The following is a 19503-nucleotide window of genomic DNA, read 5'->3' as shown; positions in this document are numbered from 1 at the left end:
TCCCGCTCCTCGTCGACGGTGTTCCCAACTCGGTTCTGGCATTGCTCATGGCGCGCACGTCACCTTCACCTGCGAGCCGGCCGGCACCCCGCCTGTCGGCGCGATGGCGGTGACCCGGCACTTCTTCAGGTCGCCCGGCGATGTGCCCTGCGCGCTTTGCACCCTGGGGTCCATGCCTTGCTCGATCAGGTCTGTCCTGACTTCGTCGCCGGAACGACCGATGTAGTCGTCCTCGTCGATCTGCCTCATGGCGTTGCCCGGCAGCCGGTCGGCGGAGTCGGGTTTCGCCTGTCCGTTCGCCGGCGGGTTCACGCTCGCCGAACTGGAGGTGGTCGGCCCGCCACCTTGCCCGCTGCCGTTGTTCGACTGCACGGTCAGCTTCCACAGGACGACCACGCCGAGCACCAGCAGCACGGCCACCAGGAAAGCGACCATAACCCAGACGGCGTTCCGGTTTCTCCCCGGTGGCGTCGGCATTGGCGCGAACGTGCCGGTTTGGTGTGCCGGTTGCATCGCCGGGTGGGTACCGGGACCGGGACGGCCCTGGTGGTGCGACGGAATCGGCAGCGGTTGGGAAACCTGTGGCGGTGGGGGCGGTGGCTGCTGCTGGATGATCTGCTGCTGCGGCACGACCTGCTGCTGCACCATCTGCGGCGCCTGCTGGGGCACGTGCTGCGGAATGACCGGCGGCATCGTGAACCCGGACGGTGTCGGCAGCGGCTGACCGACCCGCACCGCGCTGACCGCCGCGGCGAACTCGCCACCGGTCCGGTAGCGCTGCCGCGGGTCCTTGACCAGCGTGGCCTCGATCAACGTCCGCGCACCCGGCGGAACGTCCGGCGGCAACGGCGGCGCGATGTCGCGGATGTGCATCATCGCGACGGTCACGGCGTTGTCCGACAGGAACGGCCGGTGTCCGGCCAGGCATTCGTAGCCACACACTGCCAACGAGTAAACATCGCTCGCCGGTTCGGCCTCGCCCCCAAGTGCCTGCTCGGGAGCGATGTAGTGCGCGGTCCCCATGACCATCCCGGACCGCGTCACCGGTGCGGCGTCCACGGCCTTCGCGATGCCGAAGTCGGTGATCTTCACCTTCCCCGACGGCGTGACCATGATGTTGCCGGGCTTCACGTCCCGGTGCACGAGCCCGCGTTCGTGGGCCGCCTGCAACGCGTTTCCGGTCTGCTCCAGCAGATCCAGCGTCACCTCTGCGGTGAGCCGGCCCCGCGAGATGATCGTCGCGAGCGGTTCGCCCTCGACGAGCTCCATCACGAGGTACGCGGTGTCCTCCGGTCCGTCGGTGACGGACGCGGTCTCGCCGTAGTCGTGCACCGACGCGATGCCGGGGTGGTTGAGCGACGCGGTCATCCGCGCCTCGGTGCGGAAGCGGTGCAGGAACTCGGGATCGCCCGACAGTTCCGCCTTCAGCACCTTCACGGCCACCCGGCGGTCGAGCCGTTCGTCGGCGCCTTCCCAGACCTCGCCCATGCCACCGACCGCGATCCGCCTGGTGAGGCGGTAGCGGTCGGCGAGGAGCTGGCCTTTGGTGAGCATCAGCGACCAGCCATGTACGCGTTGATCACGGCGCGTCCGATCGGAGCGGCGACCTTGCCGCCGGTGGCACCCAGACCGCGGTCGCCACCGTCCTCCACGATCACGGCGATCGCGATCTCCGGCTTCTGCGCCGGGGCGAACGCGATGTACCAGGCGTGCGGGTTGTTCTCGAGCGGCTTGGCGCCGTGCTCGGCGGTACCGGTCTTCGACGCGATCTGGAGGCCCTGCTGACGACCCTCACCGCCGGTGTTGGTCTCCGACTGGATCATCATGTCGCGCAGGGCGGACGCGTTGGCCGAGCTCATCGCGTCCTCGACGTTGTCGGGCTCGGTGTCGTCGATCGACTTCAGGTCCGGACCGAGGATCTTCGACACCAGGTACGGCTTCATGCGCTTGCCACCGTTGGCGATCGTCGCCGCGATGACCGCGTTCTCCAGCGGGGTGATCTGCACGTTCCGCTGGCCGATGCCCGTCTGGTAGAGCGCCGCGTCGTCCTCGATCTGGCCCAGCGTCGAGGTCTCGACCGGCATCGGCACCTGGAGGCCGGGGTCGTTGAAGCCGAACTTCTCCGCCTGCCGGCGCAGCTTGTTCGCACCGAGCTGGCCGGCCATCTCGCCGAATGCCGTGTTGCACGACTTGGCGAGCGCGGTCTCCATCGACACCGTCTGGCCGGGGCCGCACGGGGTGCCGTTGAAGTTCGGCAGGTCCGTCTGGGTATTCGGCAGCTTGATGGTGCCGGCAGCGGTGTACTGCGTGTCCTTGTTCTTGCCGTCGGCGAGCGCGGCCGCGGCCACCACGACCTTCAGCGTCGAACCGGCCGGGTAGAGGGCCTGCGTCGCGCGGTTGAGCAGCGGGTCGTTCGCGTCCTTGGCGTTCAGCTGCTTCCACGCCGCCGCCTGCTCGTCCGCGTCGTGGCTCGCGAGCAGGTTCGGGTCGTAGGACGGCGTGCTCACCATCGCGAGGACCTCGCCGGTGTCCGGCTTGATCGCGACGACCGAGCCGGTGAAGCCCTTCGAGGTCAGCTGGTCGTACGCGACCTGCTGGATCTTCGGCTGCAGGGTGAGCTGCACGTTGCCGCCGACCGGGTCACGACCGGTGATCAACGCCGAGACGCGGCGCGCGAAGAGCCGGTCGTCCGAGCCGTTCAGCAGGTCGTTCTCCGCACGCTCCAGGCCGGCCGTGCCGTAGGTGACCGACAGGTAGCCGGTGACCGGCGCGTACGCCGGACCGCTGTTGTAGACGCGCAGGTACCGGAGACGGTCCGTCGTCTCCTTGACGTCCGCGATCACCGTGCCGTCGGCGACCGTGATCAGACCGCGCTTGCGGGCGTACTCGTCGAGCAGCACCCGCTTGTTGTGCGGGTCCAGGCGCCACTTGTCGGCGTTGACCACCTGCACCCAGGTCGCGTTGCCCAGGAGCAGCACGATCATCACCATCATGGCCATGCCGATGCGGCGGAGCGGTGTGTTCATTTGGGACGCTCCACCATCACAGTGTGCTGGTCGGCGATAGCCGGTTGTTGCGGTTTCGGCTTGGGAGCTCGCTGAGGAGCCCTCGCCGCCGCAGAAATTCGCAGTAGCAATGCGACCAGGATGTAGTTCGCGAGCAGCGACGAGCCGCCGTAGGACAGGAACGGGGCGGTGATACCGGTCATCGGGATCAGCTTGGTGACACCGCCGACGACGATGAACACCTGGAAGCACACCGCGAACGCGAGACCGCCGCCGAGCAGCTTGCCGAAGCTGTCGCGCACCGAGATGGCACTGCGCAGGCCGCGGAGCGCGAAGACCATGTAGATCAGCAGCACTGCCGCGAGGCCGATGAACCCGAGTTCCTCGCCGATCACGGCGGTGATGAAGTCGGAGTTCGCCTCGGGGATCATTTCCGGACGGCCGGCGCCGAGACCCGCACCACCGATGCCGCCGGTCGCGAGACCGAACAGCGACTGCGAGATCTGGTAACCGCCACCGAATTCCACGTCGTAGCGCGCGATCGGGTCCTGCCAGTTCGCCACGCGGTCCTGGACGTGGTCGAAGAGCCGCCACGCGATGATCGCGCCGCCGGAGAACAGGCCGACGCCGAGCACGACCCACGCCGCGCGTTCGGTGGCGACGTAGAGCAGCACCAGCACGATGCCGAAGAACAGCAGCGAGGAGCCGAGGTCCTTCTGCAGCACCATCACCGCGACCGTGACGCCCCACGCGGCGAACAGCGGGCCGAGGTCGCGGGCACGTGGCAGGTCCATGCCGAGGAACCGGCGGCCGGCGGTGGTGAAGAGATCTCGCTTCGACACCAGAAACGCGGCGAAGAAGACCATCAGCAGGATCTTGGCGAACTCACCGGGCTGGATGGAGAACTGGCCGACCCGCAGCCAGATCTTCGCGCCGTTGATCGTCGGCGCGATGAAGCCCGGCAGCACACCGGGCAGCAACAACGCGACGAGCCCGGCGAGACCGAAGGTGTAGCCGAACCTGGCCAGCGTGCGGTGATCGGACAGGAACTTCAGCGTGGCCGCGAACAGCAGCAACCCGATCGCGGTCATGATGACCTGCTTGAACGCGACCGGTGACCACGTCGAGCCGTCCAGGTACTTGACGCCCTCCAGAGCCAAGTCGATCCGGTGGATCATCACCAGACCCAGCCCGTTGAGCAACGCGACGCACGGCAGAATCGCCGGGTCGGCGTAAGGCGCCCACCTGCGCACCGCGAGGTGCGCACAGGCGAAAAGACCGAGATACGCGAGACCGAGGTAGACGATCCTCAGGCTCAGCGAGCGCTCCTGGTTGAGTTCCACCAGGATCAGCGCCAGGGTCACGAGACCCGCGGCGAACGAGAGCATCACCAGTTCGGTGCCGCGCCGCGTCGGCGGACGCAGTCCCGGCGACGTGTTCGTCGCCACGGACGCGACTGGTGAGCCTTCCCCGGCGGGGGCGGGCGAGCCCATCAACTACGGACCCTCCCGGCAATCCACGCCGACCTTCTGCCCGCTCTGGGTGGGCGACGGCTCGGTGGCCCCGGTCTCGGGGGTCGTGCCGTTCGCCGGCGGCGGGCTGGTCGGCGTGCTGGTTTCCGTGCCGGTCGGAGTCGTCGGCGACGTCGGGCTGGTCGGGCTGGTCGGCGTCGTCGACGTGTCCTTGCAGAACGGCAGCATGTGTTCCGTGCGCAGCAACCTGACCGCGGCGCGCGCGCCGTCCAGCCCGTTGTCGCTGCGAAGGCCCGCGGTGATGGTCTTGCGACCGGCTTCCTTCAGGTCGCTCAGCGCGACCGGCTTGCAGCCCGTCGAACCGGGCGGGCACGAGTCCTCGACCTTGGACGACAGCTTGAAGCCGAGCACCGAGCCGTTGAGACCGCGGAAGATCGCGACCTGACCGTCCTCGGTGGCACCCACGTAGTACTGGGTGTTCAGCCACAGCTTTCCGCCGACCGCCACGACGGCGGTCAGCAGGAGCAGCACGAAGACGATCGCGAACGCCTTGATGGCGGTCCGCTTCTTGCGCTTCGGGTCCTGCGGTGGTGGCTGCGGTGCCTCCATGCGCTGAGGCATCGGCGGGCGCTGCTGCGTGAGCGCGCTCGCCCGGGAGGCCGCGGAGTCCGGCGGAGCGTTGTGCTCATCGCTGCCGTCACCGGCCGCGCCACCGAGGATCGGGTAGTCGTCGCCGAAGTCGATGTCCTCGACGTCCGCCACGATCACCGTGACGTTGTCGGGGCCGCCGCCCTTGAGCGCGAGCTCGATCATGCGGTCCGCGCAGGCCTGCGGGTCCGGGATGCGGATCGCCTCGTCGAGCGTCTCCAGGCTCACGACGCCGGACAGACCGTCCGAGCAGAGCAGGAACCGGTCGCCGACGCGCGCTTCGCGCACCGTCAGGCTGGGCTCGAAGTCGTGGCCGGTGAGGGCGCGCAGCAGCAACGAGCGTTGCGGGTGCGTGGCGGCCTCGTCCGGCGTGATCCGGCCCTCGTCGATCAACGACTGGACGAACGTGTCGTCGTGCGTGATCTGCGCGAAGGTGCCCTCCCGCAGGAGGTATGCCCGCGAGTCGCCGATGTGCACGAGCCCGAGGCGGTTGCCCGCGAACAGGATGGCCGTGAGCGTGGTGCCCATGCCCTCCAGGTCCGGGTCGCTCGTCACGAGCTCGGAGATGGCGCCGTTGCCGGCCGCGACCGCGTCGCGGAGCTTGCCGAGGAGGTCGTCACCGGGCTCGTCGTCGTCGACGTGGGCCAGCGAGGCGATGACCACCTTGCTCGCGACTTCACCGGCGGCGTGGCCACCCATGCCGTCGGCGACTGCGAGCAGGCGAGGGCCCGCGTACACGGAGTCCTGGTTGTTGGAGCGAACCAGGCCCCTGTCGCTGCGGGCCGCGTATCGAAGAACCAAGGTCATGAGCGCAGCTCGATCACCGTTTTGCCAATGCGGATCGGGGTGCCGAGAGGTACGCGCAGGGGTGCGGTGACCTTGGCTCGGTCTAGGTAGGTGCCGTTCGTGGAGCCCAGGTCTTCCACGTACCAGTCGGTGCCGCGCATGGACAGCCTCGCGTGCCTGGTCGACGCGAAGTCGTCGTCCAGGACGAGAGTGGAGTCGTCAGCGCGGCCGATCAGGATCGGCCTGCCGTCGAGCGAGATGCGGGTGCCGGTCAGCGCCCCGTGGGTGACCACGAGTTGCCGAGGCGCCTTGCTTCCCCTCGCCGACTTCTCGGACCTCCGGAATCCGGGCAGACCCGACGCCCGGAGCCCTGAGGCTGCGTAAAGATCAGAGCGGACCACACGTAGGGCGGCCAGCACGAAGAGCCAGAGGAGCACGAGAAAGCCCGCTCTGGTCAGCTGCATCACCAGCTCTTGCACCGGTTGTAACCGCTCCTGCCTTGAGTTGCTGACCGATGCCCGTGTCGACCTCTAGCCCGCGGTGCGGAAGACCAGTGACGAGTGGCCGATGCGGACGACGTCGCCTTCCGCGAGCTGCCAAGTCTGCACTGGCGTGCCGTTCACCGTGGTGCCGTTGGTCGAACCGAGATCAGCGAGCATCGCATTCTGCCCGTCCCAGGAGATTTCCAGGTGGCGCCTGGACACTCCCGTGTCAGGGAGGCGGAAGTCGGCTTCCTGCCCACGTCCTACGACGTTTCCACCCTGCTTGAGGTTGTACGTGCGGTTGGAACCGTCGTCGAGATGCAGGGTCGCGTTGAGCTGACGGTTGGCGCCCTGGGTGGCCGGCGGGGCGTATCCGCCCTGGTTGTAGCCCTGGTCGTAGCCGCCCTGCTGGCCGTAGCCGGGCTGCTGGCCGTAACCCTGGTCATACCCGCCTTGCTGGCCGTAACCCTGGTCGTAGCCACCGCCCTGCTGCTGGCCGTAGCCCTGGTCGTAGCCGCCGCCCTGCTGGCCACCGCCGTAACCCTGGTCGTAGCCCTGCTGGCCGTAGCCCTGCTGCTGGCCGTAGCCCTGGTCGTAGCCGCCGCCCTGCTGGCCGCCGCCATAACCCTGGTCGTAGCCCTGCGGCTGGGCGCCGCCGTAGCCCTGCTGCTGGCCATAACCCTGGTCGTAGCCGCCTTGCGGCTGACCCTGGTCGTAGCCCTGCTGGCCATAACCCTGCTGCTGGCCGTAGCCCTGCTGGTCATAGCCCTGCTGGTCGTAGCCCTGCTGGCCGTAGCCGCCCTGACCATAAGGGTCCTGGCCGGGCTGGCCCTGTCCTTGTCCGTAGCCGGGTGGCTGGCTCATGGGTCGGTCTCCTGCGGTGCGAGGTTGTGCTGACCGTCGGCTGGCCGCTTTCACGTCGGGGTCGACGGACGAGCTGGTTCGGAACTGTCCGGTGTGCAGCGCCTCGGAGCGCTCCAGGGAGACTACGACGTCACCATAGGTATCCCATCCGGACTCGGCCAGGTGCTCTCGCAGGCCCTCTGCGAGTAGCTGGGTGATGCGTAGTTCATCCTGCTCGTCGCCCGCAAGACGCTCGTGGTCCTGGGCGCCGAGCAACACTTTGTAGTGGTTGGGGGCTAGCAGTCTGCCACCCGCGAGCTCGCGGATGTTGCTGTCACCCTCCCGTTGCAGTGCCTGTGCCACCTCTTGGGGCACCACGTTGCCGCCGAACACGCGCGCGAAGGTGTTGCCGACCAGACCTTCCAGCTTGCGCTCGAAGCGTTGCAGGCCCATGTCGACTCCTTCCACTCGTCCCGCACGGCCGGGCTCCTGTACCGATCGTATCCGGGTACGACTCCGCCTACAGGGGGCGATTAGGAACCTGGTTTGGACGCGTGCTAGTGTTCCCAACGTCTCCAGGGGCAAGTGGCGGAATGGCAGACGCGCACGGTTCAGGTCCGTGTGTCCGAAAGGACGTGGGGGTTCAACTCCCCCCTTGCCCATCGAAAGACAGATGGAACCCCTCTCGCGGAATCGCGAGGGGGGTTCTTTCGTTGACCGGCAGTATCGGATTCCTTGATCCAACAGGTGATGTCTGTCACTCGTTCGGGGGTCGGCATGTGGGCGATAGCAGCGGCGGATTTCGGCGCGGAGCTCGAACTCGTGGAGCTTCCCGAGCCCTCGGCCGAGCCCGGTCAGCTCAAGGTCCGGTTGTTCGCGGCGAGCGTGAACCCGTTCGACCGGAAAGTCGTCGACGGGATGTTCCGGGGTTCGGATCACGTGTTCCCGTTGGTTCCTGGAACTGATGGGGCTGGTGAGGTCGTCGGTTCCGGAGAGAGGATTTTCGGCACCTTCTTCCACCATCCCGTCGGCGTTGGTACATACGCCGAGTACGTCACAGTTCCGGCCGGGAACGCGTTGGCTCCGTTGCCGGAAGATCTCGATCCCGCCGTTGCCGCCGCATTGCCGACCGCGGGTATGACGGCGCTGCAGTTGGTCGAGTCGCTCGGTTCCGCGCAATCGGTGCTGATCATCGGGCCCAACGGCGGCGTCGGATCGTTCGCGGTGCAGATCGCCCGTGCCGCCGGCAAGCGGGTCATCCCGGTGGGCCGCGGGGATTCCCTGGTCGAGGCCGACGCGCTGATCGACCTCGTGAGCAACGACCGTTCGTCGTTCGAGGCGAACGCGCGCTACGCGCCGTTGGCCTTCAACACCAACTACGTCTCCAGTGATCCCGCGCAGAACTTCGGCATGAAGGGGTCGCGCGAAACGTTGGTGCGGCTCGCCTCGATGGTGCAGGCAGGGGACCTGGACGTGCCGATCGCCCGGCGCGTGCCGTTGCGCGAAGCTGTTGATGTTTTCGCAGGTCACGGGCCCGGCAAGACCGTGATCATCATGTAGGTGGTCGTTCTGGCGCGGTGAACGGTCGACGGACGGTGACCGGCGCCGCTCACCGCCGTTTTGCCCCCACGCCTGACACACCCACTCTGAGCAGGTCTTTTGGTGCGTCCATCCGGATTAACGTCACCCAGACGGCAGCACCGTAGGACCGAACTCCCCGTGCCACTCTTCGACCGGTCACCGACCGGTCGGCGCCGTCGATCGCAGGGGGTGCGGCGACCTGGGGGCGGGCCGTGCGCTTCCTGCTAATCCTTATCCAGAGCACGAGTCGAAACGCGGCGGATCGCCCGCCGCGGGTGACGAGGAGGCACTGGCGTGAGCAGCACCCCAGCAAGGATCGCGGCCCTCGACAGCTCGAACGGTTTGTCGACGACCGCAGTCCCGGTTCCGGAACTGCCCGCGTCCGTCGAGGAGTTGGCAGCCGCCGCGGCGATCCGCCTCGGCTGGCACGGCGTGGTTCTCCCCGAAATGGTCCTGATGGGCCGCAAGGTCGTCGTCGTGGCCGAGCTCCTGGCCGACGCCCACGCCGAGCGCGTGTGCGTGGGTGCGGGTCCTGAGGCCGACAAGACCACCGTCTCCACGTGGGTGTGGCCGGAGATGGAAGGCCGCGTCCCGCCGGCCGCCGTCCGCATCGTCGGCGTCCTGGCCGTCGCCCGCCACTGGCGGACCGCGCTGGCCTCCGCCGTCCCCTTCGCCCGCTACGGCAACGCCGCGGTCGTCCTGCCCGAGTCGGTCGCGTTCTCGCACGACTACCTGGCGAACTGCCTGCCGCGCGTGCGTCGCTACGGCGTCTCGGTGCTGCTGGCCGACGACGAGAAGGACCTCTCGGTCGACGTGTCCGGCCGCCAGGAGACCGTGCCCGCCGAGGACACCGCCATCACCCGCTGGGTCAACGAGCTCGTCTACGAGCAGGTGCTCGCCACCGCTTCCTGATCTACGGTCGGGACATGCGAGTAGTCATAGCCGGCGGACACGGGCAGATCGCGCTGCTTCTCGAGCAGCAGCTGGCCACCCGTGGAGACGCGGCAACAGCACTGGTCCGCAATCCCGATCACTTTGGCGATGTGCAGGAAGCCGGAGCCGTTCCGGTGCTGTGCGACCTGGAGTCCGCTGAGCTGGACTCGGTCGCCGCGTATTTGAACGGCGCGGACGCCGCGGTTTTCGCCGCCGGCGCAGGGGCAGGCTCAGGAGCCGCCCGCAAGGACACCGTGGACTACGGAGCCGCCGCCCTGTTCGCCTCCGCTGCCGTGGAGGCGGGGGTGCGGCGGTTCGTCCAGGTGTCGACCGTCGGCATCGAGGACGCCGACTCTCCTTCGGTGGACCCGGACTTCGCGGTCTACCTGAAGGCCAAGAAGCTGGCCGAGGCCGACCTGAAGTCGCGTGATCTCGACTGGACGATCCTGCGGCCCGGGCCGTTGGTGAGCGACGCGCCCACCGGTCTGGTCACGTTGGCCGCGCCCCGGTTGCCGCGTTCGTCGGTCACGCGTGCGGATGTCGCCGCCGTGCTGGCGGAGTTGCTCAACGCCCGCAACACGGTCGGCAAGACGCTGGAGCTGGTGAACGGCGAAACGCCGGTCGCCGACGCCGTTCGCGCGATCCTCTAACCGACCAACGACGTCACTCACCCGTGGTTCCTGACTGCACGCGGGGACCCCGCGTATCCCAGGACTGCACGCGGGGTCCCCGCGTGCAGTCAGCCAAGCACTCGATCGAGGTACGGGTTCGTGAAGGTGCGGTTGGGGTCGAGTTCGTCGCGCACCCGCAGGAAGTCGTCGAAGTGCGGGTACAGCGGGCGGAGTTGCTCGGCGGTGAGGTCGTGCATCTTGCCCCAGTGCGGACGGCCGCCCACCGACGCGGCGATGCTGGCGTAGGCGTCGAAGAAGGCCTTGTACTGCATGCCGAGTGCCTGGTGCATCGAGATGTAGGCGGTGTCGCGGCCGTTCGCCGTGGACAGCCAGATGTCGTCGGCCTGGGCGACGCGCACCTCGCACGGGACGATCAACGCGTCGCGGTCGCCCAGCTTGTTGGCCACCGCGCGGAGTTCGCCGATGACGTCCGTCAACGTCTCGCGCGGGATCGAGAACTCGGTTTCCACGAACCGGACGCGGCGCGGGGTCACGAAGACGTTGTGCGAGTAGTCGGAGTAGGAGCGCTCGGAGATCAGCGAGCCGCAGAGCTCGTTCAGGCGCCGGGTGTAGCGCGGCAGGGTCTTGGCGACCTTGCAGACCGCGCCGAACGCGGCGTTCTCCATGACCTCGTACTCCCACGTCTGCCGGAGCTTCGACAGCGGCTTCGCGGGTCCGGGGATCCTGTTGTTGCGCTTGAGGATCACGCGGTCGGAGTGCGTGAACCAGTGGAACTCGACGTGGTCCTCGACGGCGCAGAGGTCGTCGAACTGCTCCATCACTGCGTCGAGCCGGCCCGGTGCCTCGGAGGCCTGCAGGACGAACGACGGCACGCACTGCAGGGTGATCGTGCTGATGATGCCGAGTGCGCCGAGGCCCACGCGGGCCGCGTTGAAGAGGTCCGGGCGCTCGGAGCGCGAGCAGGTGACGACCGAGCCGTCGGCCAGGACCAGTTCGAGTCCGGCGATCGCGGTGGCGAGGACGCCGAGCTTCGCGCCGGTGCCGTGGGTCGAGGTGGAGACCGCGCCGGCGACGGTCTGGGCGTCGATGTCGCCCAGGTTCGGCATGGCGAGGCCCAGGCGGTGCAGGTCCGCGTTGAAGGCCCACAACGGGGTGCCGGAGCGGACGGTGACCAGGCCGGATTCCGTGTCCGCGCGCACGATTCCCGTCCAACGGTCCAGGTCGAGCGCTGTTTCCGGCGCGACCGCGATGTCGTTGAACGAGTGACCGCTGCCCCGCGCGCGGACACGGGAGCCTGAGGTGACCGCCGCGGCGATCTCGTCCGTGCTGGCCGGGTGGACTACGCGCGTCGGGGTGCACGAAGCCGTTCTAGCCCAGTTCGTCCACACACGGACCTCCACGAGAGTGTGACCTGACACAGCAACGTAGGTGAAAGCTCTTCACGTTTCAAGGGTTCACGACGTACCGTCAGAGGTATGCGCAGAACTCGACTCGACGCCGCGACGAAGGATCTGGATCCTCCGTTCGCGATCGTCGACCTGGACGCCTTCGACCACAACGCGGCGGACCTCGCCCGTCGCGCTGCCGGTCACCCGATCCGGGTCGCGAGCAAGTCGATCCGCGTGCGCGAGCTCGTGAGCCGGGCGCTCGAACGGCCTGGCTACGCCGGGGTCATGTGCTACTCGCTGGCCGAGGCGCTGTGGTTGTCGGAGCAGAACATCAGCGAGGATCTGCTGGTCGCGTACCCGACCGCCGACCGGGCGTCGTTGCAGAAGCTCGCGGCCAACGAGACCGCGCGTCAGCGGGTCACGATCATGGTCGACTCGGTCGAGCACCTCGACTTCGTGGACGCGGCCATCGGGCCGCACGCCGACATCCGGGTGTGCCTGGAGCTGGACGTGTCGTGGCGGCCGTTGCCGGGCGTCCACATCGGTCCGCGCCGTTCGGCGATTCACACGCCGCAGCAGGCGAAGGTCCTCGCCGCCAAGATCACCCACCGGCGGGGCTTCAAGCTGGTCGGCGTCATGGCGTACGAGGGACAGATCGCCGGGCTGGGCGACAACCCACCGGGACAGCCGTTGCGGGCACTGGGGATCCGGTTCATCCAGTCGAAGTCCGGGCCGGAGCTGATCCACCGCAGGACCGCCGTGGTCAGCGCGATCCGGCAGGTCGCCGACCTGGAGTTCGTCAACGGTGGCGGCACCGGCAGCCTGGAGCTGACGGGTTCCGACCCGTCGGTCACCGAACTCGCGGCGGGCAGCGGCCTGTTCGGGCCGACGCTCTTCGACGCGTACCAGGCGTTCAAGCCGGAACCCGCGGCGCTGTTCGCGTTGTCGGTGGTGCGCAAGCCGACCAAGCGGGTCGCGACGCTGTTCGCCGGCGGCTACATCGCCTCCGGGACGCCGACGCCCGACCGCCAGCCGTCGCCGTACCTGCCGGCCGGGCTGAAGACGCTCGGGCTCGAGGGCGCGGGCGAGGTGCAGACACCGGTCACCGGCAAGGCGGCGGAACAGCTGAAGATCGGCGACCGGGTCTGGATGCGGCACGCCAAGGCGGGCGAGCTGTTCGAGCGGTTCGACGAGGTGCACCTGGTGCACGGTGACCGCATCGAGCAGACCGTGCCCACCTACCGCGGCGAACGGCACAACTTCGGCTAGACGGGCAGGCGCGACGACAGGTAGCCCCGGACCAGCGCCCTCGCTTCGGTGAGGATCGTCTGGTCGCCCATCGGGCTCTTGCGGAACGCCATCTTCATCACGGCGTCGGCGGCTTCGACGGCGATCGCGATCGGCAGCAGAACCTCGGTCATCGGAATTCCGAACTTGCCGGAGATCAGTTCGGAGATCTTGTCGGAGATGACATCGTTGTTGTCGCGGCGGTCGTCCAGCAGCCGCATGTCCACGACGTCACCGAAGTGCAGCCTCCCGAACGCGGGGATCTCGCGGTGCATCGTCACGTAGACGTCGAACACCGTGTCCACGGCGTCCCACCAGTGTTCGAGCGTCGCCTGCTCGAGCCGTTCGGTGATGCCCTGGGAGAACCTGTCGACGTTGCGCAGGGTCAGCGCCTGCACGACGGCTCTCTTGTCCGGGAAGAACTGGTACAGCGAACCGACCGCCACCCCGGCTCTTTCTGCGATCAACGTCGTGGTGACGCCGTCGTAGCCCACCTCGTCGATCAGGGTCGCGCAGGCCTCGAGCATGCGCTCGACTCTCTTGGCGCTGCGCTGCTGGACGGGCTGACGGCGAAGCGGGGTGGTGCTCGTCACGGCGACTCCCAGTAGTTCGGGTGCTTCCATCTTGCCTGTTGTACGGCCTTTTCACTTCCCTGAACCTGTCAACACGCCTACGATCCGAACAAGTTTCACATTTGGAGGATCGATGAGCGACTTCCTTTGGGGAGTGTCGACGTCCGCGTTCCAGATCGAGGGCGCGTTCGATGCAGGCGGTCGGGGTCCCTCCGTGTGGGACGAGTTCACTCCGATCCACGACAACGACAACGCTTCCGTTGCATGCGACCACTACCACCGGTGGCGCGAGGACGTTGCGCTCATGACGCAGCTCGGTGTGAACGCGTACCGCTTCTCGATCGCGTGGCCGCGCATCCAGCCCTCCGGCAAGGGGCCCGTCAACGCCGAGGGCCTCGACTTCTACGACCGTCTGGTCGACGCCCTTGTCGACGTCGGCATCGCACCCGTGGTCACGTTGTACCACTGGGACACGCCGCTGGAGCTGGAAGCCGAGGGCGGCTGGCTCAATCGGGACATCGCGGATCGGTTCGCCGACTACACCTCGCTGGTCGCGGACCGTCTCGCCGACCGCGTGAAGCTGTGGATCCCGATCAACGAACCCGCGATGGTGACGTTGCAGGGCTATGCGATCGGTGAGCACGCCCCTGGCAAGACGTTGCTCTTCGACGCGTTGCCGACCGCCCACCACCTGAACCTCGCTCACGGCCGTGCGGTCGAAGTGCTGCGGTCGTTCAACGCGCAGGCCGTTGGCACGGCGAACAACCACACGCCGGCCTGGCCGGCTACGCCGAACGACGTAGCAGCCGCCGAGGCGTACAGCGAAATCCACAACTGGTTGTACGCGGACCCACTTCTGTCGGGCCGATATCCCGACGCAGTCGCCGATCTGCTGCCGATCCAGGACGGTGACCTGCAGGTCATCCACCAGCCCCTCGACTTCTACGGCGTGAACTACTACAACCCCACCCGGCTCAAGTCGCCGTCGGAGGGCAACCCGCTGCCGTTCGAACTGGTGGAGATCGACGAGTACCCGCGCACCGGCTTCGGATGGCCGGTCGTGCCGTCCGGGCTGGCCGAGATCATCAGGACGTTGCGCGAGCGGCACCCGAACCTGCCGCCGGTGTACGTCACCGAGAGCGGCTGCAGCTTCCCGGACGAGATCGAGGACACCGACCGGATCGCCTTCCTCGACGGACATCTCAAGGCGGCGCTGGAGGCGGACGTCTCGGGCTACTTCGTGTGGTCCCTGCTGGACAACTTCGAGTGGGAGTCCGGATATTCACAGCGGTTCGGCCTGGTCCAGGTCGACTTCGAGACGCAGCGACGCACGCCGCGCGACTCGTTCCACTGGTACAGAAGGGTGATCAGTGGTGAGTGAAGCCCTCGCCGAGCCGATCGTCCCGGTTCGAAGAAGCTGGATGGCCTGGCTGTTCATCGCGAACCTCGGTCTGTGGCTCGCGGTCTACGCGCCGATCCAGATTCTGTTGCCACGGCAGGCCGAACTGCTGGACAAGGCGAACAAGACGTTCGTGTTCGGCGTCGTCACCGGTGTCGGCGCCTTCGTGGCGATGGTGGCGGTGCCGCTCATCGGGTTCCTGTCCGACCGCACGACCTCGCGCTTCGGCCGTCGGCATCCGTGGACGCTGAGCGGGTCGATCGTCGCGGCCGCCGGCCTCGGCGTTCTCGCCAACGCGCAGTCGGTCCTGGTCATGACGCTCGGCTGGTGCATGGTGCAGGCAGGGATCAGCAGCATGCTCGCCGCTCTGACCGCCGCAGTGCCGGACCGGGTGCCCGTCGAGCAACGGGCCACGGTCGGTGGACAGTTCGGCATCAGCCAGATGCTCGGCACCGTGCTGGGCGCGGTTGTCGTGACGACGCTGGTCACCGCCCTGCCTGCCGGCTACCTGGCCTGCGCGGTGATCGTGCTGGTCGGCGCGTTGTTCTTCGTGGTGAGGACGCCGGACACGCAGTTGATCGTGAAGCCGGTGCGGCCGACGTTCTGGATCTCGCCGCGTGAGCACCCCGACTTCACATGGGCTTGGCTCGGGCACTTCATGCTCAACGTCGGCAACGCGTTCGGCACGCTGTACCTGTACTTCTTCCTGAGCGACGAGGTGCACCACCCGTCTCCCGACCAGGGCCTGCTGGAGTTGATGGTCCTGTACGGGGTGGCGCTCACCGCAGGAGCGGTGCTGTTCGGCGCACGAAGTGATCGTTCTGGCCGTCGGAAGCCGTATGTGTACGGCGCGTCGGTCGTCATGGCGTTCGCGGCGTTGTTGTTGGTGGTGTCGCCGACGTGGCCGGTCGCCCTGGTCGCCTCTCCGTTGCTCGGCATCGGCTTCGGTACCTACCTGGCCGTCGCGATCGCGCTGCTCACCCAGGTCTTGCCGGCCGCGTCCGATCGGGCCAAAGATCTGGGCGTGATCAACGTGGCCAACGCGTTGCCACAGGTCATCGCCCCCTTGCTGACCACCGTGATCCTCGCGAACCTTGGTGGTTACCGCGGTCTGTTCGCGGCGTCGGCGCTGGCGACCGCGCTGGCGGCGGTGTTGATGAGTCGAGTGCGATCGGTGGTCTGATGCAGCTGTCGGGCAAGAGGGTTCTGGTCACGGGAGCGTCCCAGGGGATCGGTGCCGAGGCCGCGTTCCGGTTCGCGGCTCACGGCGCGCACGTCCACCTTGTGGCCCGGAGCGCCGAACTGCTCGATCAACAGGTCAAACGGATCATCGAGTTCGGCGGCTCGGCGACCGCGCACGTGGCGGATCTGGCGGACGCCGTGCAGATCCGCGCGCTCGCCGAGGAGGTTTCCGCACCTGACGTGCTCGTCAACAACGCGGGCGTCGGTCGCTGGCTGTTCCTGGACGACACCTCGGCCGACGAGCTGCAGACGATGACGTCGGTGCCGTACCTGGCGGCGTTGCTGCTGACCAGGGAGTACCTGGGTGCCATGCGGTCGCGCGGCTCCGGCTGGATCGTCAACGTCAACTCACCGGTCTCGCGCCTGCCGATTCCCGGCTGCGTGGGCTACCAGTCGTCGCGGTGGGCGTTGCGCGGTCTCACCGCTTCGCTGCGCCTCGACCTGCGCGGAACCGGCGTCGGGATCAGCGAAGTGGTGCCGGGCAAGGTGTCCAGCGAGTACTTCAACAACAACCCCGGTGCGGAGGAACGGATCCCGGCGATCGCCCGGATGATCCCCACGGTCACGCCGCAGCGGTGCGCGAAGGCGATCGTCGACGCCGTGGAGAAGGAACGCGCTGAGCACCTGTTCCCGTGGCAGCTCAAGGCGTTCGAGATCTCCGGCCGCCTCTTCCCCGGCCTCACGTCCTACCTCACCTGGAAGACCGGCACCCACCGCTAGCCGCAGCCGTCTGGAAACGTGAAAACGGCCCTTGCCTGCGCGGGAGGTGCAGACAAGGGCCGTGGTTGGTGACCGCGGACCGACGACGGTCGGGGAGGGTAGGTGCACGTCACCGGCCCGCGGGAATCTGTGGAGTTGTGAAGCTGACCGGGGCCCGCGATGTCGCGGTCGGGGGTTCGCACATCGCGGGCCCCGGTCAGTAGGCGGTTTGCAGACCTGGTCGTGTCGGGGGGACGCCAGGTCAGTCGCAAACGCCCGTTAGTGGGCTCGAGCCACCGCGCGGCGGGACCGGGTGACAGGAGGAGTCACCGGGGCCTCGCGCAGATGGCGAGCCGGGCGCGGGGCGAGTCCGCCCGCGACCAGGTGTTCGTACGCGGCGCGCCACACCGAGCAAGGTGACTTCTGCTGGCGCCAACGGCCGGAGCACTCGGGGCAGTTGCCCTTCTCGTCCGGCTCGTGCGCTGCCAGCAGAGCACGCCATCCCTCGGTCAGCCGAGGGAGCTCGGATCGAGCCACCGACAGGAGGGACGGGGCGTCAGCGCGGCTCGCCAGCTCCGTGAGCAGGTCGAGACGTTCCCACACAGCGTTGCGAAGAACCTGTCCGAGGATCGCGTCCATCGAAACGTCACCGTCACCTTTCCGCCTGGTCGGCGGCTTCGCGTAGCGCAGCCCTGAGCTGTACGAGCTGGTCGTAGGTCAAGACTGCCGTCTCACCGGGAGGTCCGACCAGAACCACTTGGCCCTGAACGACCTTCACGGTGAGCTGGCGGTCCCGGTCGACCACGTCGCCGCAGCTGATCTGCCACGATCGACGTTGCCCGGTCATGCCGCGCCATGTGGATTCGGTGTCACCCGTCTCCACAATGGAGGTGGAGCCAGGGGAGGAGCTGTCCACTATCGGTCGTTCCTCTCCGTGCTCACTCGCTTACCGGAATCCAGATTGCGATGATTCATGCCGGAACGGGACGTCACAGCGCCCACCGGTGGAAGTCTTACGGTGAGCGGTAAGCGGTGTTCGGTGGAGCCGATCAGCTCCGCCGAAGAGGACTTCTCGACTCGGGGACCTGCCCCTAGTCTGCCGATGACGCCTAACGGACTGTGAGGGTGCGCGATGAACACCATGAGTTCCCAGGGCTCTCCGATCCCCACCGAGGTGTGGGACCACCAGGAGATGCGGGACGCACTGGCCCGACGAGAGATCAGCTCGGTTTACCGGCTGCTCCGACGGCACGGTGTGTCCCAGCGCCAGATCGCGGCGCTCACTGGGCAGTCGCAGTCCGAGGTCTCGGAGATCCTCAAGGGACGCCAGGTGATGGCTTACGACGTCCTGACGCGGATCGCCATCGGCCTGGGTGTCCCACGTGGATACATGGGTCTCGCCTATGACGAGACAACGGCAGTACGGGTGGCCGCAACCGCGGACTCACCCCATCCTGAGGAGGACGAGTCGGTGAAGCGTCGGAAGTTCCTCGCGCACGCCGCCGCCGTGACAGTGGGCGCGGCCGTGTTCGGAGCGGACTCCGGGTCGTGGGTTTCACACCCCACACAGACTCCGGCTCCGGGACGCATCGGCATGACCGATGTGCGCCAGGTCGAAGCGGCGACGCGGGCTCTGCGTGCCCTGGACTACCAGTACGGCGGCGGTTCCTGCCGCGACGCCGTGGTCGCGCAGCTGTCCTGGGGACAGCAGATGCTCGGTGCGAGCTCCACGGACATCGTTCGCCAGCGCCTCTACGTCGCGCTGGCCGACCTGCACAACCTCGCCGGCTGGACGTCGTTCGACACGGGCCTGATGGACTCCGCCCGCAACCACTTCGGTCAGGCGCTCGACCTCGCCAAGCAGGGCGAGAACGAGGCGCTGATGGCGAACATCCTGTACCGCATGGGCCGCGTCTACCTGCACCAGAACGCCCCGGACGACGCGCTGAAGGTGTTCCAGCTGGGTCAGCTGGCCGCGCAGAACTCGGGCTCCGAACTGGCGGTGGGCATCCTGTGCGCGAACGAGGCCTGGGCCTACGCGAAGATGGGGTCCGACGAGCAGGCGCTGAAGCTGCTCGGCCGCGCCCGTGACGAGTTCTCCCGCGCGAACGTCGCGGAAGCCCCTGCCTGGGCCAAGTTCTTCAACGAGATCGACCTCTCGTCCATGATCGGCACGGTGCACACGGAGCTGGCACAGACGGTGGACGCCAAGTACACGAGGACCGCCATCCCGGCGCTGTCCAAAGCGATCAACAACTTCGGTGACGAGTACGCGCGCAGCCGCTCGTTCAACCTCACCTCGATGGCGATCAACCACCTGCTCGAGGGCGACATCGACCACGGCGCCAAGATCGGTCGCCAGGCCGTCGACCTGTCGGAAAGCCTCAAGTCGGTGCGCACGAAGCAGCGCATGGAGCCGCTTCGCCAGGAGGCCGAGAAGCGCCGCAACAACCCCGAGGCCCGCGAGCTCGCGGACCGCGTCGCCCGCTTCACCGGCACCGAGTCGGCCGCCTGATCCGCATCTCGTTTGGGTC

At 67.8% G+C, this 19503-nt stretch carries 17 protein-coding genes and 1 tRNA gene; 9 read left to right on the top strand and 9 right to left on the bottom strand.

The window, feature by feature from the left end:
- Nucleotides 1–45: 45 nt before the first annotated feature.
- Genes G7043_RS22990 through G7043_RS22965 form a run of 6 tightly spaced genes read right to left on the bottom strand, consistent with a single transcriptional unit; the run spans nucleotide 46 to nucleotide 7689 of the window.
- On the bottom strand, nucleotides 46–1554 hold the full coding sequence (locus tag G7043_RS22990) for a serine/threonine-protein kinase (protein ID WP_166048641.1): 1509 nt from the start codon (nucleotides 1552–1554) through the stop codon (nucleotides 46–48).
- A complete protein-coding gene (locus G7043_RS22985) occupies nucleotides 1554–3026 on the bottom strand; it encodes a peptidoglycan D,D-transpeptidase FtsI family protein (protein WP_166048639.1) in 1473 nt (490 codons plus the stop codon). The genes G7043_RS22990 and G7043_RS22985 overlap by 1 nt, the downstream gene beginning before the upstream one ends.
- Complete coding sequence (locus G7043_RS22980) at nucleotides 3023–4498, bottom strand: FtsW/RodA/SpoVE family cell cycle protein (protein ID WP_166048637.1); 1476 nt, start codon at nucleotides 4496–4498, stop codon at nucleotides 3023–3025. Before G7043_RS22980 ends, G7043_RS22985 begins: the two co-directional genes overlap by 4 nt.
- A 3-nt stretch (nucleotides 4499–4501) precedes the next feature.
- Entirely contained in the window at nucleotides 4502–5932 is a 1431-nt protein-coding gene (locus G7043_RS22975; protein ID WP_166048623.1) for a PP2C family protein-serine/threonine phosphatase, read from the bottom strand.
- On the bottom strand, nucleotides 5929–6390 hold the full coding sequence (locus G7043_RS22970) for an FHA domain-containing protein FhaB/FipA (protein WP_030480247.1): 462 nt from the start codon (nucleotides 6388–6390) through the stop codon (nucleotides 5929–5931). Before G7043_RS22970 ends, G7043_RS22975 begins: the two co-directional genes overlap by 4 nt.
- 51 nt (nucleotides 6391–6441) lie before the next feature.
- A complete protein-coding gene (locus tag G7043_RS22965; RefSeq protein WP_166048621.1) occupies nucleotides 6442–7689 on the bottom strand; it encodes a DUF3662 and FHA domain-containing protein in 1248 nt (415 codons plus the stop codon).
- A 126-nt stretch (nucleotides 7690–7815) separates the two neighbouring features.
- Between G7043_RS22965 and G7043_RS22960 the strand changes: the two genes are divergently transcribed.
- From G7043_RS22960 to G7043_RS22945, 4 genes are all read left to right on the top strand, one after another.
- Nucleotides 7816–7898: transfer RNA gene (locus G7043_RS22960), tRNA-Leu, on the top strand.
- Between the two features lie 88 nt (nucleotides 7899–7986).
- Nucleotides 7987–8796, top strand: a complete 810-nt coding sequence (locus G7043_RS22955; RefSeq protein WP_166048619.1) for an alcohol dehydrogenase catalytic domain-containing protein — start codon at nucleotides 7987–7989, stop codon at nucleotides 8794–8796.
- A gap of 315 nt (nucleotides 8797–9111) precedes the next feature.
- Nucleotides 9112–9729 (top strand): hypothetical protein, encoded by a 618-nt coding sequence (locus tag G7043_RS22950; RefSeq protein WP_086664859.1) that lies wholly within the window; start codon nucleotides 9112–9114, stop codon nucleotides 9727–9729.
- A gap of 14 nt (nucleotides 9730–9743) precedes the next feature.
- Nucleotides 9744–10400, top strand: a complete 657-nt coding sequence (locus G7043_RS22945) for an NAD(P)H-binding protein (RefSeq protein ID WP_166048617.1) — start codon at nucleotides 9744–9746, stop codon at nucleotides 10398–10400.
- 89 nt (nucleotides 10401–10489) lie between these two features.
- On the opposite strand, the gene G7043_RS22940 is transcribed toward G7043_RS22945, so the two are convergent.
- Nucleotides 10490–11782: a D-arabinono-1,4-lactone oxidase gene (locus tag G7043_RS22940; protein WP_166048615.1), complete on the bottom strand. Its 1293-nt coding sequence runs from the start codon at nucleotides 11780–11782 to the stop codon at nucleotides 10490–10492.
- Between the two features lie 75 nt (nucleotides 11783–11857).
- Between G7043_RS22940 and G7043_RS22935 the strand changes: the two genes are divergently transcribed.
- A complete protein-coding gene (locus G7043_RS22935; RefSeq protein WP_166048613.1) occupies nucleotides 11858–13039 on the top strand; it encodes an amino acid deaminase/aldolase in 1182 nt (393 codons plus the stop codon).
- On the opposite strand, the gene G7043_RS22930 is transcribed toward G7043_RS22935, so the two are convergent.
- On the bottom strand, nucleotides 13036–13680 hold the full coding sequence (locus G7043_RS22930) for a TetR family transcriptional regulator (RefSeq protein WP_390827748.1): 645 nt from the start codon (nucleotides 13678–13680) through the stop codon (nucleotides 13036–13038). The genes G7043_RS22935 and G7043_RS22930 overlap by 4 nt on opposite strands.
- Nucleotides 13681–13762: 82 nt before the next feature.
- Between G7043_RS22930 and G7043_RS22925 the strand changes: the two genes are divergently transcribed.
- The 3 genes from G7043_RS22925 to G7043_RS22915 are packed head-to-tail and all read left to right on the top strand — an operon-like array spanning nucleotide 13763 to nucleotide 16990.
- Entirely contained in the window at nucleotides 13763–15010 is a 1248-nt protein-coding gene (locus tag G7043_RS22925; RefSeq protein WP_166048611.1) for a GH1 family beta-glucosidase, read from the top strand.
- Nucleotides 15011–15050: 40 nt separating this feature from the next.
- The gene (locus G7043_RS22920) at nucleotides 15051–16211 is read left to right on the top strand and encodes an MFS transporter (protein WP_166049354.1); all 1161 of its coding nucleotides are present in this window, start codon (nucleotides 15051–15053) and stop codon (nucleotides 16209–16211) included.
- A complete protein-coding gene (locus tag G7043_RS22915) occupies nucleotides 16211–16990 on the top strand; it encodes an SDR family NAD(P)-dependent oxidoreductase (RefSeq protein WP_166048609.1) in 780 nt (259 codons plus the stop codon). The genes G7043_RS22920 and G7043_RS22915 overlap by 1 nt, the downstream gene beginning before the upstream one ends.
- A gap of 258 nt (nucleotides 16991–17248) precedes the next feature.
- Here the strand turns inward: G7043_RS22915 and G7043_RS22910 are convergent, their stop codons facing one another.
- Complete coding sequence (locus G7043_RS22910; RefSeq protein WP_030480258.1) at nucleotides 17249–17608, bottom strand: hypothetical protein; 360 nt, start codon at nucleotides 17606–17608, stop codon at nucleotides 17249–17251.
- A gap of 493 nt (nucleotides 17609–18101) precedes the next feature.
- On the opposite strand from G7043_RS22910, the gene G7043_RS22905 reads away from it, so the two are divergent.
- Nucleotides 18102–19484 carry a helix-turn-helix domain-containing protein gene (locus G7043_RS22905; RefSeq protein ID WP_166048607.1) on the top strand — a complete coding sequence of 461 codons (1383 nt, stop codon included), beginning with the start codon at nucleotides 18102–18104 and terminating at the stop codon, nucleotides 19482–19484.
- The last annotated feature ends 19 nt before the right edge of the window (nucleotides 19485–19503 follow it).

It is taken from the genome of Lentzea alba (genome assembly GCF_011067745.1).
Classification (GTDB): Bacteria; Actinomycetota; Actinomycetes; order Mycobacteriales; family Pseudonocardiaceae; genus Lentzea; species Lentzea alba.
This window is presented reverse-complemented; position numbering and strand designations above follow the sequence as displayed.

Coding starts and splice junctions, on each gene's coding strand:
- G7043_RS22990 (WP_166048641.1), bottom strand. CDS start 1,554: ATGCTCACCAAAGGCCAGCTCCTCGCCGACCGCTACCGCCTCACCAGG.
- G7043_RS22985 (WP_166048639.1), bottom strand. CDS start 3,026: ATGAACACACCGCTCCGCCGCATCGGCATGGCCATGATGGTGATGATC.
- G7043_RS22980 (WP_166048637.1), bottom strand. CDS start 4,498: ATGGGCTCGCCCGCCCCCGCCGGGGAAGGCTCACCAGTCGCGTCCGTG.
- G7043_RS22975 (WP_166048623.1), bottom strand. CDS start 5,932: ATGACCTTGGTTCTTCGATACGCGGCCCGCAGCGACAGGGGCCTGGTT.
- G7043_RS22965 (WP_166048621.1), bottom strand. CDS start 7,689: ATGGGCCTGCAACGCTTCGAGCGCAAGCTGGAAGGTCTGGTCGGCAAC.
- G7043_RS22955 (WP_166048619.1), top strand. CDS start 7,987: ATGTCTGTCACTCGTTCGGGGGTCGGCATGTGGGCGATAGCAGCGGCG.
- G7043_RS22945 (WP_166048617.1), top strand. CDS start 9,744: ATGCGAGTAGTCATAGCCGGCGGACACGGGCAGATCGCGCTGCTTCTC.
- G7043_RS22935 (WP_166048613.1), top strand. CDS start 11,858: ATGCGCAGAACTCGACTCGACGCCGCGACGAAGGATCTGGATCCTCCG.
- G7043_RS22930 (WP_390827748.1), bottom strand. CDS start 13,680: ATGGAAGCACCCGAACTACTGGGAGTCGCCGTGACGAGCACCACCCCG.
- G7043_RS22925 (WP_166048611.1), top strand. CDS start 13,763: ATGAGCGACTTCCTTTGGGGAGTGTCGACGTCCGCGTTCCAGATCGAG.
- G7043_RS22920 (WP_166049354.1), top strand. CDS start 15,051: ATGGCCTGGCTGTTCATCGCGAACCTCGGTCTGTGGCTCGCGGTCTAC.
- G7043_RS22915 (WP_166048609.1), top strand. CDS start 16,211: ATGCAGCTGTCGGGCAAGAGGGTTCTGGTCACGGGAGCGTCCCAGGGG.
- G7043_RS22910 (WP_030480258.1), bottom strand. CDS start 17,608: ATGGACGCGATCCTCGGACAGGTTCTTCGCAACGCTGTGTGGGAACGT.
- G7043_RS22905 (WP_166048607.1), top strand. CDS start 18,102: ATGAACACCATGAGTTCCCAGGGCTCTCCGATCCCCACCGAGGTGTGG.